Origin of the sequence: Mesorhizobium sp. M0659, assembly GCF_040320605.1 — a bacterium.
Lineage (GTDB): Bacteria > Pseudomonadota > Alphaproteobacteria > Rhizobiales > Rhizobiaceae > Mesorhizobium.
Genome location: NZ_JAMYPY010000005.1, coordinates 23,545 through 37,302 on the forward strand (window position 1 = coordinate 23,545; position 13,758 = coordinate 37,302).

Genomic DNA, 13,758 nt, shown 5'->3' on the forward strand with positions numbered 1-13,758 from the left:
GTTTTCAGGCGTGCACGCCATCGAATCTTTCGCGCGCCGCCTGGACCCGAACGGTGTTCCTGCGTGCCCATTCGCCGAGCGCGCCGACCGGGACCAGCAGCTCATGGCCGAGCTCCGTCAGCTCATAGTCGACGCGTGGCGGGATGGTCGGGAACACGGTTCGGGTGACGAAGCCGTCGCGCTCAAGACCGCGCAAGGTGGTGGTCAGCATCTTCTGCGAAATGCCGCCGACAGCGGCGCGCAACTCATTGAAACGCAGCGGTCCGGCGCCCAGTTTGCCGACAACCAGAACGGTCCATTTGTCGCCGACGCGCTGCAGGATTTCCGAGACGGCTCGGCAGTCTTCGGTGTTGTGCGGGTGCCTCAGTAACATAACGGTGCCTCCTTGCGCTGCCATTTGTCAGTATCTCATATAGCGCCGGTATCCAGACGATACCAGCTTCTGCATATATGGAGAGCCCCATGTCCAAGCCCAAAATTGCCATCGTCGTCGGTTCGACACGCGCCGCGCGTTTCGCCGATGTGCCCGCCCAGTGGATCGCCAAGATCGCGAAATCCCATGCCGACATTGACGTCGAGACCGTCGACTGCGCGACTGGCCGCTGCCCTTCTTCGACGAGGTCGCCTCGTCCGCCTGGGCGCCGTCGCAGAACGAAGTTGCCCAGCGCTGGCAGAAGAAGGTCGCCGAATTCGACGGCTTCATCTTCACCGCCGCCGAATACAACCATGGCCCGACGGCCGTGCTGAAGAACGCCATCGATTACGCCGCCAATGAATGGAACAAGAAGCCGGCCGGTTTCGTCGGCTATGGCAGCGTCGGCGGCTCGCGCGCTGTCGAACATTTGCGTCTTGCCGCGGTCGAATTGCAGATGGCGCCGGTCAAATCCGCCGTTCACATTGCCTGGAGCGATTTCCTGGCGGTGCGCCAGGGCGAGAAGAAGCTCGAGGAGATCGAGCATCTGAACCAGGCTGCCACGGCGCTGGTCAACGACGTTGCCTGGTGGGCCCGCGTGCTCAAGGCAGCGCGTCAGGCCGACGCGATTGCCGGCGAAGCCCAGGCGGCCTGAGCCTTATCCTCCCAAGGACCGATGATTTTTCCAAAGGGCGGCGTTTGCGCCGCCCTTTTTCATTCACGTGAAGAGGCGCTCTCGGCTCCCTTGGCCGGATGGTGGAGTCGGACCGGCAAGGTCGCGCTGATGCCTTGACGATCCCGCGCGAAGGATCGCCGCCTGTCACAGCCAACCGCCGGAAAACCCGGCCCGGCGCAGTCCTGTGGTGATGGCCGGCACGCGGCGCATCAATCGCCACAGGAAGTCGGACCGGTAGTTCTCGATCATCAGGGCGATCGGCCCCTGGTTGATGCCGACATGGTCCGGCGATACCCAACCGCAGGCGCGGCCGTCGTCGGCAGCGATCGTCGGGTTGAAGCTCGCGGTGAAGCCATAAGGGTTGCCGTCGCGCAGGTCCATCTCGTGGAAATGGCGCAGCGCCGGCAGCACGATTTCCGGCGCAAAAGGCAAGGAGGCGATTGCCGCCCATGGCGACAGCGTGCCGTCATCGGGGCCAAACGGTGCGCCGCGGGCGAGATAACCGAAGAAGCGGCGTCCATCGGCTCGCCGCGCGATCGGACCTGGGCCGTCGCTGGCGGTGACGCCCCAGCAATTCTCGCCATAGCCCGCGAACCCCCTCGGATTGCGGATTGCGTAATCGCGCTGCAGATACGTCGCCTGGCGGCTGTTTTCGAAATAGTCCCGGTCGTGATCGCGCATGAAGGCATCGCGGATGTCGCGAAAATCGATCCAGATATGCGAGAACTGGTGGATGAAAAGCGGGCCGGCATAGACCATCTCGCGGCCGTAGATGGTCTTCCATTTGTAAGTGGACAGCCAGGCCGCGTAGCTCTCGGGAGTTAGCGAGTGGGTCGGCGAACCGAGACCCAGGACGTACAGGATCAGCGCCTCGTCAAATCCTTCCCAGCGGTAGCGGAGAAAGCCTTTTCCAGGCCGCCAGCCATGGGTGACGGTGGCGCCGCCGTTCTGCGCCCAGCGCCAGTCGGCACGGCGGTAGAGCGCATCGGCAAGCTGGCGGATTTCCAGTTCGAGCTCATCGTCCTCGTCGAAATAAGCGCCGGCGGCCAGAACACCGGCAAGCAAAAGGGCGGTATCGATCGTGGACAGTTCGCAATTCCAGACGCGGCGGCCGGTCTTCATGTCGAGGAAATGATAGTAGAAACCCCTGTAGCCGGTGGCATCGGGCTCCGGCCCGTGCGGGGCGTTCCAGAAGAAGCGAAGCGTGGCGAGCGTCCGCTCGATTGCGGCATCGCGCGTCATGAAACCGCGCTCGACACCGACGGGATAGGACGACAAAGCGAGCCCGACGGCGGCTATGCTGGCAGGCGACGCCTGCGTGTTGCGGTCGGCGACCAGGCCGTTGGCAGGGTTGGCCTCGTTGAGAAAATACTCGAAGGACAGGCGCTGGATATCTTGGAGAAGCTCGTCGTTTAGCGCGTGTTCGTTCGATGCATCCATGACAATCGATATAGAGGCTTTGGTTGCTTTTGCCATTCTTCCAGCGGATCAATCATGGGTGAGGGCAGGCTGGGGCCGATAGCGAAAGGCGCTGCCGACGCACCGAATTCAAATCGAGGGGCTGCGAAGATCGGTTGGACCGCCATATGCACGGCCCTGCCATCTGGCCCGGCCGTCCTCCCCTGATATATCCGGCTGCGATCCATCACATGAGCATGCCCCGTGAAGTTACCCAGCCCGTCAGGCGTCGTTTCCCCCATGACCCCGGTGCTGGTCTGTGCACTTGCGATCTTCCTTCTGTCCGCCATGGATGCGGCAATGAAGATCCTGGTCATCGCCGTCGGTGTCTACAACACGGTGCTGTGGCGAAGCATGCTTGCGAGCGTGGTCGCGGGCACGGCCTGGGCGGCGGGGCCGCGTTCCCTTCCCACGCCTTCCGTGCTGCGGCTACACGCGCTGCGCGCCGTGGTCGTGGGCATAGTTCTGCTGTCGTTCTTCTGGGGCCTTGCCAGATTGCCGCTGGCGGATGGGATCGGGCTTAGTTTCGTCGCGCCGCTGTTCGCTCTCCTGCTGGCGGCGCTGCTTTTGGGCGAACGCATACAGCGCCAGGCGATCTGGGCGTCGCTGGCGGGCATCGCCGGCGTCGTCATCATCATGGCCGGACAGTTCGGGCAAGGGAATTATACCGGGGATGCCCTCCTTGGCACGGTGGCGGTGCTCGCATCGACGGTGTTCTACGCCTACAATCTGATCCTCTCGCGGCGGCAGGCGCTGGTGGCCAAGCCAGTCGAGATCATGCTGTTCCAGAACCTTTGCGTTGCCGCCGTCCTTCTCCCCGCCGCTCCATGGCTCGCGGTTGCCCTGCCGGGCAATCTCTGGCTTCCACTGGCCGGGGTGACGGCGCTGTCGCTCTCCGGCCAGTTCCTGATGAGTTGGTCCTACGCGCGGGCCGAAGCGCAATATCTAATCCCGACGGAGTATTCCGCCTTCATCTGGGCGATCGTGTTTGGCTGGCTGTTCTTCGACGAGGCGGCGACCTGGACCACGCTGGCTGGAGCGGCCCTGATCGTGGCCAGTTGCCTGATCGCCTCGCGCTCCAATCCGAAGCTTGCCGAACCGATCGAAGCCGCGGTCTGAGGGCGCTATTCGCTTTGACGGCAGAGCGTCAACGCACCACTTCGCGATGGCCGCTGGGCAGCCGGGTGGCGATCAGTTTGTCGATGCGGCGGCCATCGAGGTCGACGACCTCGAAACGCCAGCCTTGCGCGTCGACGCATTCGCCGGTCGCCGGCAGATGGTGCATGTGCGACAGCACATAACCGGCGACGGTCTCGTAGTCGCGGTTTTCCGGCAGGTCGATACCGAGAACGTCAGCCATCTCGTCGGCTTGCATGTATCCCGCGAGCAGCCATGAGCCGTCCTCGCGCTTGACGGCGTTTTCCTCGTCGCCGGCGTCGGTATCGGCGCGGAAGACGCCGGTGATGGCCTCGAGAATGTCGGCAGGTGTGACGATCCCTTCGAAATGGCCGTATTCGTCATGCACCAGCGCCATCGGCACGTCGGATTCCTTCAGCTTCTGCAGCACATCCAGCGCGTCGGCCTGGTCGTAGACGATGGGGGCGGCGCGCACATGCTTGCTCGGATCGAGTGCGCGGCCGGCGAGCAGGGCGGCCAGCACGTCGCGCGTCTGAACAACGCCAACCATGACGTCGACGCCGCCGTCGCCGGCCGGCAGGCGCGAATGCTGGGTCTCCATCAAGAGCTTGCGGATGGCACCCTCATCGGACTGCAAATTGATCCAGTCGACCTCGGTGCGCGGCGTCATCACGGCGCGCACGGCGCGATCGCCGAGCCGCATGACGCCGGCGATCATGCGCCGCTCGTCGGATTCGATGGTGCCGTGGTGCTCGGCCTCGGCGACCAGCATCTTGATCTCTTCGTCGGTGACTTTCTCCTCGCTCTCGCCGCGCTGGCCAAGCAGCCACAATATGGCGCGGCCGGAAATGTCGAGCAGGAACACCAGCGGCGCCGAGACGGTGGCTAGGATGGTCATCGCAGGCGCCGCGCGGGCCGCAACACGCTCGGGATCGCGCAGCGCGATCTGCTTGGGCACCAGCTCGCCGACGATCAGCGAGAAATAGGTAATGATCGCAACGACAATGCCGACGCCGAGCGGGTCGGCGATGTTTTCGCGCATGCCGGTCGTGGCCAGGTACACCGAAAGCCTGTCGCCCAGCGTGGCGCCGGAGAAGGCGCCCGACAGCACGCCGACCAGAGTGATGCCGATCTGCACCGACGACAGGAATTTGCCGGGATTGGAGCCGAGCGTCAGCGCACGCCCGGCGCCATTGACGCCGCGGTCGATCATCGCCTTGAGCCGCGCCGGGCGCGACGACACGATGGCGAGCTCGGACATCGACAGAAGGCCGTTCACACAGATGAGGACGACCACGGTGGCGATTTCGACGTATAGCATCAGGGCTCAATAGCATTGCGGCGGGCCGCAGGAAAATAGTCCGCGATGATTTTTGGGAAATGACGGTGGTTCAGGGGAATTGCCTGAGCACCCCGACAAGAGTCTTGCCGTCGGTGAAATAGGGATCGCCGCCGCCGTTGCGTCCGGTCCTGGTGGCGCCGATGCCCGGGATGTCGCTCGCCGAGGTCACCATGCCGGCCGCCGACAGGTCGTGGATCACGAGATCGCGCTCGGCGTCGATGTCAGGGGCGATATGGTGGGTGATGGCGCCGGTATCGTGGCTGAGACCAACGCCGCGGTCGAAGCTGGCCGAGCCCATCCAGAGCGTTCGGCCGTCGTCGCCGGTCGCATCGCTTCGCCAGAAGCGGACATGATGGCGCCGGTCGGCGCTCCCGCCGACCGGCTTTTCGAAGGCGAGATCCTGGGCGCGGCCTTCGAACAGCAGCCGGCTGACCGGGGCGTCAGGATAGGGATGGTCGAACAGCACGCTCTCACCGATTTCGATCGCGGTCTTTAGCGTCACGCCATCGGCCGTATCCCATCCGGCCATGGCGAAGGCATGGACCACCTCTTTTTCGGTACCGACAAGGCCGATATTGATCGGGTCGCCCGGAATGCCTTGCGGCGTGTGTGTCACCATCTCGAAAGTCTGCGTGCGAAAGCCGCGGTCGCGAAACGTCCAGAATTCCGGCGCAGCGACATAGGCGAGGGCCAGCCAGACCGCCAGAAGAGCGGCGAGCCAGGTCAATGCGCGTCGTTGCAGGCTTCGTCGGCTCATGAAAGCGGCTCGATCCGTGCGGTATCTGTGCCTGACGGACCCTGGAAATCAATGGCCAGCGGCGAGCAGCCGTTCTATCGTCGGCCATCGTTTTTGCGGGGGGTGAGCAGCAATGGATAAGAAGCCGGTGGGTCGCAGCTCGATGGCATTGACCGCGGACCTTGTCGCAAGGGTCGAGCGTGTCGAACCGGATGCGGGTCCCGAGCCCGGAACAACCGAGCATACAGACGCGGAGTTCGATAGTCTTGTCGAGCAACTTCTGTCGGAGCATCGGCCTGAAGCGCTATGGGTCTTTGCCTACGGGTCGCTGATCTGGAACCCCGAATTTGCCCATGTCGAGCAGCGCCCGGCCACGGCGCCAGGATGGCACCGCTCGTTTTGCCTGACACTGACCCGTTGGCGCGGAACCCGTGATTTGCCGGCGCTGATGCTGGCGCTCGATCGAGGCGGCAGCTGCAACGGCATCGTCTATCGGCTGCCCGCGGAAGACCATGTCGGGCAACTTGGCCAGTTGATGCGCCGCGAGATCGATGCCAATCCGCCGACTAACGTGCCATGCTGGATCAAGGTCAAGACCAAGGATGGGCCGTTGCGGGCCTTGGCTTTCGTCGCCGCGCCAGACGGCAGGGCCTATGCCGGCCGGCTGCCATTGGAGCAGGTTGCCGACACGCTGGCGCGGGCTGCCGGGCATTGGGGCTCGTCGGCTCAATACCTGTTCCGAACCGTCAGCAAGTTGGAAGAGAGCGGTATCCGCGACAGGAACCTTTGGCGCATCCAGGATCTGGTGGCCCAGCAAATCATCGCTTCCACCAGGAACGCCAATCCCGACTGATTTCTGAACGGTGAAACGCCTTAGCGGCAGGCGCGGTAGCCGCTTTTGCGGTTCTTGATGTCGAAATGGAAATGGTTGCGGTGATCGTAATTGTAGCCGGGACCGAGCACGGTGGTGAAGTACTGGCAGCCGTCGGCACGCACATTGTTGAGGAAGCCGCGGGTGCGGAAGGCAAACAGGCCGGGCTTGCGCACGTCGATGTCGTCGCCGTTGTTGAGCTCGATGCTCATGACGTCGAGGGCGTTGCCCTTGCCGTGCTCGGACAGGACACCTTCGCCGGCGATGTTGCGGCAGGAATAGCTTGAGCCCTGGTGGATGGTCTTGACGCCCGAGAAATAGCGCCAGCGGGCGGAGGGAACCAGTTCGTTGCTGGTCCAGGCGGCGAAACTTGCGGCCATGTCGCAGGTCAATGTTGCGGCGGGCTTCATCTGGATGCCGCCGATGGCGGAGACCTTGACCGGCCAGTCTATGCCGCACTGTCCCTCATGGATCGGCTGGACATCGGTGTAGACGACGCGAAGGCGCTTCAGCTCGCCACGGCAATCGGTTTCGCTGGCCGGCATCTGCTGCGGCTCCGACTCCGACATCGGCTCGTCCATGCGCGGATAGGCGGCAGTCATATAGGGATTGGACGGGACGAGCTTCTGCATGCCTTCATATTGCGGCACGGCCGCGGTCTGCGAGCCGACATCGACGGCCGGCTGCAGCGACAGCACGCTGCCAGTGTTGCAAGCCGAAACGGCGGCCAGCGCAAGACCGGCGGCCAGTATCGCTGCGCTTTTTGCCTTCGCGGCGCGAAATATTGCGGCCATGGGCGGAATCCTGTCCTTGATCGGTGGGATTTTAACGATCAAGGGTAAAGGAAAACTCAGCGTCCACGTTCATGCCTGCGGCCAAAATGCGGCCGCCAGACCATCACCGGCATGACGATCACTGAAGGGCCATCACTGGCAGAAAGTGCCACCATTCCGGCGCGGTTCGAGATCCAGATGGAAATGCAGGGAATGGTCCGGGTCCGCGCCCGGCCCAAGCACGGTCTTGAACGGTCCGCAGGCGGCCTTGCGCACCGCATTGAGGAATTTGCCGTCCTTCTCGGGCGGCGTTGGACCGACTTCGACCTTTCTGCCATCCGACAACGTGAAGCTGGCAATATCGAGCGCATTGCCGAAGGCATGTTCCGACAGATGGCGCGTGCCGTTGCGCGGCCGGCAGACAAAGGCCGATGCCTGGTTGATCGATTTCAGGTCGGCTCCGAACTCGGCTTTCGCCGCCGGCTGTATGATTTCGGCGGCAAAGCGGGCTGCCGCCTCGGCCATCGGGCAGTTGAGTTCGGTCGCGGGGCCGATGGCGATGGATTTTCCGAGCGACTTCAGCAGCAGGGGATAGGGGATCGAGCAGCCGATGTCGGGATTGCTTTCCGCCTTATGCTCCTCGAATTCGACACCAAGGGCCGTCAGCCGCTCGCGACAGGCGACTTCCGCCGCCGGCATTTTTGCATCGGGCAAATCGGCCGAGCGCGGATCAGGCAGCATCTTCTTGTCGCCGGCATCGGGTTTTTCAGGTGGCTGCGGAGCAACGGCCGGCGGCTGAGCTTCAGGTTCCGGAGTGTCTGGCTTTTGTGTCGGAATCGGCTCCGCGGCCGGCGGCTCGGGCTCGCTTTGCTTATCGGTCGACGGCTTCGGGGCTGACGGTCCGGGCCGCGCCTGCTTTCTAAAACGGGACTTTTCTTCGTTGAATCGATCGTCATTGGACCGGTTGGGCGCGCCAAGGGGGTTCGGACCTTCGGCCTTTTGCTTTTCGATCGGTGCCGCGCCGGTCTTCGGCGCCTCTGAAGGACGCGCCTCGGGCAGCGGGATAACGCGCGAGGGCTGCACCGGAACATCGGCGGGCGAGGGCTCTTTATCCGGGGTCTTTTGTTCCACCTGCTTTGGCGTGATGTGCCGCTGTGGCCTGGGCTTCTGGCGGTGTTTGCTGCGCGGCTTAGGATGCGAGTCGACCCGCGGTGAAAACAGCTGCTCCAACCGCTGTGACAGCGGCGTGTAATGCTTTTTGCGCTGTTTGGCGTCAGCTTGCGTCAGCAGGGGCGCCAGCAGCAGAGCCGTGACGACCATGACCAGTGCAACCCTGCATGTTCGGGAAAGTACAACAGACCCCATCGTCCTCAACGGCGCGAGCTCCCGGAGGTTGCCTGCGGCCCATCACGAACGGTAACCACGCCGTTACGCGCCAATCGCTTCCAGCCCTTCTTCCAGCCAGTCGGCCAAAAGCGGCATGCCGAGCAGGTATTTCGCCGTGCGCTTGTTGGCGCGGTCGCGCGCGGCGGCAACCGCATCGGACCATTCCGCTGCGTCATAGTCGCCGCGGCCGACCCAGGCCAGCGCGATCAACTCGGCCGCTTCGTCGACGTTGAGGTCGTTGATCAGCTCGCGCAGCTCTTCCTCGGTGAGGTCTTCCGCGCTTTCCTCCGCCAGACCGTCATGGTGGTGATTGGCATGTGATTCACCATCGAGCTCGACCTCATGCTCGGCACCGTCGGCATAGTCTTCGTTGACGGCAGCACTCAGTCCCTTTGCCTTGAGAATGAACAGGCGCACGGTGTCCGGGCCGATCGATAGCTCCCATTCCCGCTCACGGCGCTGTTGCACTCTCGGGCACCCCCGCTGATCGTTTCCCGAATGATAGCGGATTTGCAGCGCGCGTCACGTCATGTTCTGATCCCTGACTCCCGCCTTTGACCGAATTCAGGTCAGGCACGGCCGCACAAATAGTTTCGGCGGCTGCGGGTTTCCGGGATGAAAAGTCTGCATCCCGGCGTTAGCTTTTCATTATCGTCATTTTCCCTCAAGCTTGTCATTATCCCTCAAGGAGGCTCCGATGCATAAAAGAGTGTTGATCCAGGCGGCTGCGGCGCTTGTCGCGCTGCAGTTCTTTGCGGTTCCGGTGTTTGCGGCCGGCGGCGGTGGCGGTGGTACCGAAACCACCACCCAGTGCAAGAAGGGGCAGGTCTGGGACAAGAAAAAGCAGAAATGCGTCGCGCCGAAGTACGGCATGCTGGACGACGACAACATCTACGATGCTGGTCACGACCTGGCCATGGCCGGGCGTTATGACGAGGCGATCGCCGTGCTTAGCCTTGCCGCCAACAAGCAGGATCCGCGCATCCTCAACTATCTCGGCTATTCGCATCGCCATTCCGGCCGTGTCACCGTCGGCCTCGGCTATTACGAGGAAGCGCTGCGCATCAACCCGGATTACACGCTGGTGCGCGAATATCTCGGCGAGGCCCATCTGCAGATCGGCGACCTGGCCGGCGCCCAGGAGCAGCTGGCCGAGATCGAGAAGCGGACCGGCAAAGGTTCCCGCGAATACGGCATGCTGGCCGAACAGATCTACCATTTCATGAGAAGCTGACCCCACCCCAACGGCTTCTCTGGGCCGGCTGCGAGCAATCGCAGCCGGTTTTTGTTGTCGCAGCTGCAACACGCTGCACATGCCGTGACGGCAATTGCGCAAGTCGGCTCATGATTTTTCAAAGAGCCTGCTTTTTCAGCGTGAAAAACGCGCGAGGATCGCTATATTGGGGAAAATTGCGGTGAAACGGTTCCGTTAGCCCGAGGCTGCCGGACCCGTTTTCTTTTTATACCATCGACAAGGCTTTCCCCGAAATGCGGGGGTGGCGGCAGGAAAGGTCAGGCATCATGAACAAGGTCCCGATGACAGGCGAGGGGTTCGCGTCATTGAAGGAAGAGCTGCGTTGGCGCCAGCAGGAGGAGCGGCCGCGCATCATCGAGGCGATCTCCGAAGCGCGCTCGCATGGCGACCTGTCCGAAAATGCCGAATATCATGCCGCCAAAGAGGCGCAGAGCCTCAATGAGGGCCGTGTCAACGAACTGGAAGACTATATTGCTCGGGCCGAGGTGATCGACGTCACCAAGCTTAGCGGCGACAAGGTCAAGTTCGGCGCCACGGTGGTGCTGGTCGACGAGGACACCGAGGAAAAGAAGACCTACCAGATTGTCGGCGACCAGGAAGCGGACGTGAAATCGGGCCGTATCTCGATCTCATCGCCGATCGCGCGCGCGCTGATCGGCAAGGAAGTCGGCGACGCCATCGAGGTCAACGCGCCTGGCGGCGCCAGGGGTTATGAGATCGTCCAGGTGCAATTTATCTAGCACCTCAGATACTTCTGAAAGGCTCTAGGCTGGTGCTCGTGATTTGAGCGCCAGCTGCTTGTCAGCTTCCGCCACCACCTTCGCCGGCGTTAGGCGCTCCCCCGATGCGGCCAGCAACGTTGAGGCATATTGCCCGCGCGGGCCGGTCAAACCCGGCTCGGTCGCAAGGAACACCGCGACCGTCGGCAGGCCAAAGGCGCTGGCGAGGTGGGTCAGACCGGTGTCGGCGCCGATAACCAGCGTCGAGCGGCCAAGGATCGCGGCAATGTCTGCCAGCGGCGATCTCGGCACCACGATCGTTGACGGCACGGCTTTTGCGATCGCATTGGCCACCGCCTTCTCACGCTCGTTCGACCAGGTGGTGACCGGCGTCATTCCGCTACCAACCAGCAGGCGAGCCGTTTCGATCCAGTCTTCGGCGGGCCATTTCTTGTCCTCGCGGCTGGTGCCGTGCAGCAGGAAGGCCGTCTTGCCGTCAATGCCGGCCAGGCCGCCGGGAGGCGGCACAATCCCGGATGCGAGCGCCGAAAGATCGGGCTCGTAGCCCAGCGCCAGCCCGAACAGCCGGCGCGTGCGTTCGATGGCGTGCAGGTTGCGCGGCACGGCGTATTTGCGCTGGTAAAACAACGTTGCCGAGGGCTCCCGCGCGCTTGCGCGGTCGAAACCTGCGATTGGTGCCGCTGCCTGTTTCGCCACCAGGGCCGATTTCAGCAGCCCCTGCGCATCGATGACGAGGTCGTACTCGCCTGCTTGCAGAGCGCGGCGCAAGCTTGTCGCCTCCCGCCATGTGCCGGCGTTGAACAGATGCTTGCGCCAGCGCCGGATGGCGACGGTATGGATCTTTGCTATCGCCGGATGCAGCGCGACGATGCCGGCAAAGGCCTCTTCGACGCACCAGTCGAAGGCGATATCGGGGCGCTTGCGGCGTGCATCTTCGACGGCGGGGAAGGTGTGGATGACGTCGCCCATCGAGGAGGTCTTGACGATCAACACCTTCATGCGGCGGCCGGGAGTTCCAGCAACCTGTCCGCCGCCGCTGCCACTCGGGCAACGTCCAGCGTCTTCAGGCAGTTGAGGTGGCCGAGCGGGCAGATCTTCCGGTGGCAGGGCGAACAGGACAGATGCAACCAGATCAGTTCGCGCTGTTCAGCCAACGGCGGCGTGTTTTCCGGCGAGGTCGAACCGTAGACGGCAACGACCGGCGTGCCGACGGCGGCCGCGACATGCATCAGCCCGCTGTCGTTGGACACCGCCAGCCTGGCCGCGGCGATCAGGTCGATGGCGTCCTCCAGTCGCGTCTTTCCTGCCAGATCGACGACACCGGGCGCGAGTGCTGCGATCTCGGCAGTGACGTCGCGATCGTTCTTCGAGCCGAACAACGCGACCTCGAATCCTTTCGCCATCATCTCTCCGGCGAGGCCGGCATAGCTTTCGCTAGGCCAGCGTTTGGCCGGACCGAATTCGGCGCCGGGCATCATGGCGACGAATTTTCCCGGCTGCAGGTCGAAGCGGGCGAGCAACTCTTTCTGATTGCCGCCATCGACGGTCAGGTGCGGCGCCCTGAAATGGCCACCCTGGGCAAGACCGAAATAGGCCTGCGCGGTGAGCCGTTTGACGGCATCGGGCAGCGGCACGATGTCGGTCAGCAGGCCGTAGCGCATTTCCCGGAGATTGCCGAAACGGCGCGGAATGCGGGCAAAGAACGGGATCAGCGCCGATTTCCAACTGCCCGGCAGGACGTAGGCCATATCGTAGCGGCCGCGCAGCAGGCGGCCGAAGCGGCGGCGAATGATGAATTCGAGCGCGCCGGGTTGCAGCGGGAAATCGATCTGCTGGCGAATCTCGGGCATGCGCTTGACCAGCGGGGCCGCCCAGGCCGGGGCAAGCACGTCGATGGCGGCGTTGGGATGGAGCTCCTTCAACGCCGAGAACAGGCACTGAGCCATGACCATATCGCCCACCCAGCGTGGGCCGATCACGAGGATCGTTGGGCTTTCAGCCATTCGACATAGTCTCTGACGCCGGTTTCCACGCTGCGGAATTGCCCATTATAGCCGGCTGCACGCAAACGGGACATATCAGCCTGGGTAAAACTCTGGTAGCTGCCCTTGAGGTGATCGGGGAATTCGATGAACTCGATCTCGCCCGTGCCCAGCGTATCGATCACGGTCTCGGCAATGGCGCGGAACGGCTGGGCGCGGCCGGTGCCGCAGTTGAAGATGCCGCTCGAGCCGCGCTTCCACAGCCACAGATTGACGTCGGCGACATCGCCGACATGAATGAAGTCGCGGCTTTGTTCGCCGGGGCCGAAGCCGTCATAGGCGCCGAACAGCTTTGGGTTTTCGCCGCGCCCGACCTGATTGAACAGATGGAAGGCGACCGAGGCCATGGCGCCCTTGTGCGCCTCGCGCGGGCCATAGACGTTGAAGTAGCGCAGGCCGGCGACCTGCGAATGATCGGTGTCGAACACGGTGCGCCTGACATAGTCGTCGAATAGTTTCTTCGAATAGGCGTAGACGTTGAGCGGCCGCTCAAGTGCGGGGTCCTCGCGAAACTCCGAACCGCCGCCGTAGACGGAAGCCGAGGAGGCATAGAGGAACGGTATGCGCAGCGAAAGACAGCCATGCAGCAAGCGCTTTGAGAAGGCGTAGTTCACGTCCATCATGAACTTGCCGTTCCATTCCGTGGTGGTCGAGCAGGCGCCCTGGTGGAAGACGGCCTCGACGCGGCCTAGGTCGCCGGCTTCCAAGGTGGCCAAGAATTCGTCCTTGTCGAGATAGTCGGCTATCTGCAAATCGGCCAGGTTGGCGATCTTGTGGCCGTCGGTGAGGTCGTCGACGACGAGGATGTCATCATGGCCTTCGGCATTGAGTGCGGCGACGATGTTGGAGCCGATCATGCCGGCCCCGCCCGTGACGATGATCATGAATGCCTCTGGTTGCTTGCGATTCCGGTCCTTATAAGGGAGGCCA

The 13,758-nt window shown here is 63.2% G+C and carries 14 protein-coding genes and 1 pseudogene; 5 read left to right on the top strand and 10 right to left on the bottom strand.

Features of this window, described 5'->3' with window-relative positions; translation table 11 throughout:
• Window positions 1-4: 4 nt before the first annotated feature.
• On the bottom strand, window positions 5-373 hold the full coding sequence (locus NKI31_RS09860) for a winged helix-turn-helix transcriptional regulator (RefSeq protein WP_023671993.1): 369 nt from the start codon (window positions 371-373) through the stop codon (window positions 5-7).
• Between the two features lie 89 nt (window positions 374-462).
• Here NKI31_RS09860 and NKI31_RS09865 point away from each other — a divergent pair.
• Window positions 463-1,067, top strand: a pseudogene (locus NKI31_RS09865) (NADPH-dependent FMN reductase).
• A gap of 165 nt (window positions 1,068-1,232) precedes the next feature.
• Here NKI31_RS09865 and NKI31_RS09870 read toward each other — a convergent pair.
• A complete protein-coding gene (locus NKI31_RS09870) occupies window positions 1,233-2,528 on the bottom strand; it encodes a glucoamylase family protein (protein WP_023724933.1) in 1,296 nt (431 codons plus the stop codon).
• A 258-nt stretch (window positions 2,529-2,786) separates the two neighbouring features.
• Between NKI31_RS09870 and NKI31_RS09875 the strand changes: the two genes are divergently transcribed.
• Window positions 2,787-3,665 carry a DMT family transporter gene (locus NKI31_RS09875; RefSeq protein ID WP_050588054.1) on the top strand — a complete coding sequence of 293 codons (879 nt, stop codon included), beginning with the start codon at window positions 2,787-2,789 and terminating at the stop codon, window positions 3,663-3,665.
• A gap of 28 nt (window positions 3,666-3,693) precedes the next feature.
• Here the strand turns inward: NKI31_RS09875 and NKI31_RS09880 are convergent, their stop codons facing one another.
• Both NKI31_RS09880 and NKI31_RS09885 read right to left on the bottom strand, forming a co-directional pair.
• On the bottom strand, window positions 3,694-5,004 hold the full coding sequence (locus NKI31_RS09880; RefSeq protein WP_352651421.1) for a hemolysin family protein: 1,311 nt from the start codon (window positions 5,002-5,004) through the stop codon (window positions 3,694-3,696).
• 70 nt (window positions 5,005-5,074) lie between these two features.
• Window positions 5,075-5,782, bottom strand: coding sequence for an LssY C-terminal domain-containing protein (locus NKI31_RS09885; protein ID WP_352651422.1), 708 nt, complete (start codon window positions 5,780-5,782; stop codon window positions 5,075-5,077).
• Between the two features lie 112 nt (window positions 5,783-5,894).
• On the opposite strand from NKI31_RS09885, the gene NKI31_RS09890 reads away from it, so the two are divergent.
• Entirely contained in the window at window positions 5,895-6,614 is a 720-nt protein-coding gene (locus NKI31_RS09890; protein WP_352651423.1) for a gamma-glutamylcyclotransferase, read from the top strand.
• A 20-nt stretch (window positions 6,615-6,634) separates the two neighbouring features.
• Here the strand turns inward: NKI31_RS09890 and NKI31_RS09895 are convergent, their stop codons facing one another.
• The 3 genes from NKI31_RS09895 to NKI31_RS09905 all read right to left on the bottom strand — a co-directional run bounded on the left by NKI31_RS09895 (window position 6,635) and on the right by NKI31_RS09905 (window position 9,259).
• Window positions 6,635-7,426, bottom strand: coding sequence for an extensin-like domain-containing protein (locus NKI31_RS09895; RefSeq protein ID WP_023733327.1), 792 nt, complete (start codon window positions 7,424-7,426; stop codon window positions 6,635-6,637).
• 132 nt (window positions 7,427-7,558) lie between these two features.
• Window positions 7,559-8,146, bottom strand: coding sequence for an extensin-like domain-containing protein (locus tag NKI31_RS31840; protein ID WP_502899113.1), 588 nt, complete (start codon window positions 8,144-8,146; stop codon window positions 7,559-7,561).
• A gap of 687 nt (window positions 8,147-8,833) precedes the next feature.
• Window positions 8,834-9,259, bottom strand: a complete 426-nt coding sequence (locus tag NKI31_RS09905; RefSeq protein WP_023683751.1) for a DUF3775 domain-containing protein — start codon at window positions 9,257-9,259, stop codon at window positions 8,834-8,836.
• 229 nt (window positions 9,260-9,488) lie between these two features.
• Here NKI31_RS09905 and NKI31_RS09910 point away from each other — a divergent pair, with 229 nt between their 5' ends.
• Entirely contained in the window at window positions 9,489-10,025 is a 537-nt protein-coding gene (locus NKI31_RS09910) for a tetratricopeptide repeat protein (RefSeq protein WP_023695764.1), read from the top strand.
• 287 nt (window positions 10,026-10,312) lie between these two features.
• A complete protein-coding gene (gene greA, locus NKI31_RS09915; protein ID WP_023671981.1) occupies window positions 10,313-10,786 on the top strand; it encodes a transcription elongation factor GreA in 474 nt (157 codons plus the stop codon).
• Window positions 10,787-10,810: 24 nt separating this feature from the next.
• Here greA and waaC read toward each other — a convergent pair whose 3' ends face one another.
• From waaC to rfaD, 3 genes are read right to left on the bottom strand one after another with little or no spacing between them, the layout of a single operon-like run.
• Window positions 10,811-11,785: a lipopolysaccharide heptosyltransferase I gene (gene waaC, locus NKI31_RS09920; protein WP_352651424.1), complete on the bottom strand. Its 975-nt coding sequence runs from the start codon at window positions 11,783-11,785 to the stop codon at window positions 10,811-10,813.
• Window positions 11,782-12,789 (bottom strand): lipopolysaccharide heptosyltransferase II, encoded by a 1,008-nt coding sequence (gene waaF, locus NKI31_RS09925; RefSeq protein WP_023821652.1) that lies wholly within the window; start codon window positions 12,787-12,789, stop codon window positions 11,782-11,784. The genes waaC and waaF overlap by 4 nt, the downstream gene beginning before the upstream one ends.
• Entirely contained in the window at window positions 12,762-13,712 is a 951-nt protein-coding gene (gene rfaD / locus NKI31_RS09930; RefSeq protein ID WP_352651425.1) for an ADP-glyceromanno-heptose 6-epimerase, read from the bottom strand. The genes waaF and rfaD overlap by 28 nt, the downstream gene beginning before the upstream one ends.
• Window positions 13,713-13,758 lie beyond the last annotated feature (46 nt).

Bases quoted from the DNA above. Each gene is read 5' to 3' on its own strand.
- NKI31_RS09880 (WP_352651421.1), bottom strand. From the start codon at position 5,004: ATGCTATACGTCGAAATCGCCACCGTGGTCGTCCTCATCTGTGTGAAC.
- waaF (WP_023821652.1), bottom strand. From the start codon at position 12,789: ATGGCTGAAAGCCCAACGATCCTCGTGATCGGCCCACGCTGGGTGGGC.
- rfaD (WP_352651425.1), bottom strand. From the start codon at position 13,712: ATGATCATCGTCACGGGCGGGGCCGGCATGATCGGCTCCAACATCGTC.
- greA (WP_023671981.1), top strand. From the start codon at position 10,313: ATGAACAAGGTCCCGATGACAGGCGAGGGGTTCGCGTCATTGAAGGAA.
- NKI31_RS31840 (WP_502899113.1), bottom strand. From the start codon at position 8,146: ATGCTGCCTGATCCGCGCTCGGCCGATTTGCCCGATGCAAAAATGCCG.
- NKI31_RS09860 (WP_023671993.1), bottom strand. From the start codon at position 373: ATGTTACTGAGGCACCCGCACAACACCGAAGACTGCCGAGCCGTCTCG.
- NKI31_RS09885 (WP_352651422.1), bottom strand. From the start codon at position 5,782: ATGAGCCGACGAAGCCTGCAACGACGCGCATTGACCTGGCTCGCCGCT.
- NKI31_RS09910 (WP_023695764.1), top strand. From the start codon at position 9,489: ATGCATAAAAGAGTGTTGATCCAGGCGGCTGCGGCGCTTGTCGCGCTG.
- NKI31_RS09890 (WP_352651423.1), top strand. From the start codon at position 5,895: ATGGATAAGAAGCCGGTGGGTCGCAGCTCGATGGCATTGACCGCGGAC.
- waaC (WP_352651424.1), bottom strand. From the start codon at position 11,785: ATGAAGGTGTTGATCGTCAAGACCTCCTCGATGGGCGACGTCATCCAC.
- NKI31_RS09875 (WP_050588054.1), top strand. From the start codon at position 2,787: ATGACCCCGGTGCTGGTCTGTGCACTTGCGATCTTCCTTCTGTCCGCC.
- NKI31_RS09895 (WP_023733327.1), bottom strand. From the start codon at position 7,426: ATGGCCGCAATATTTCGCGCCGCGAAGGCAAAAAGCGCAGCGATACTG.
- NKI31_RS09870 (WP_023724933.1), bottom strand. From the start codon at position 2,528: ATGGATGCATCGAACGAACACGCGCTAAACGACGAGCTTCTCCAAGAT.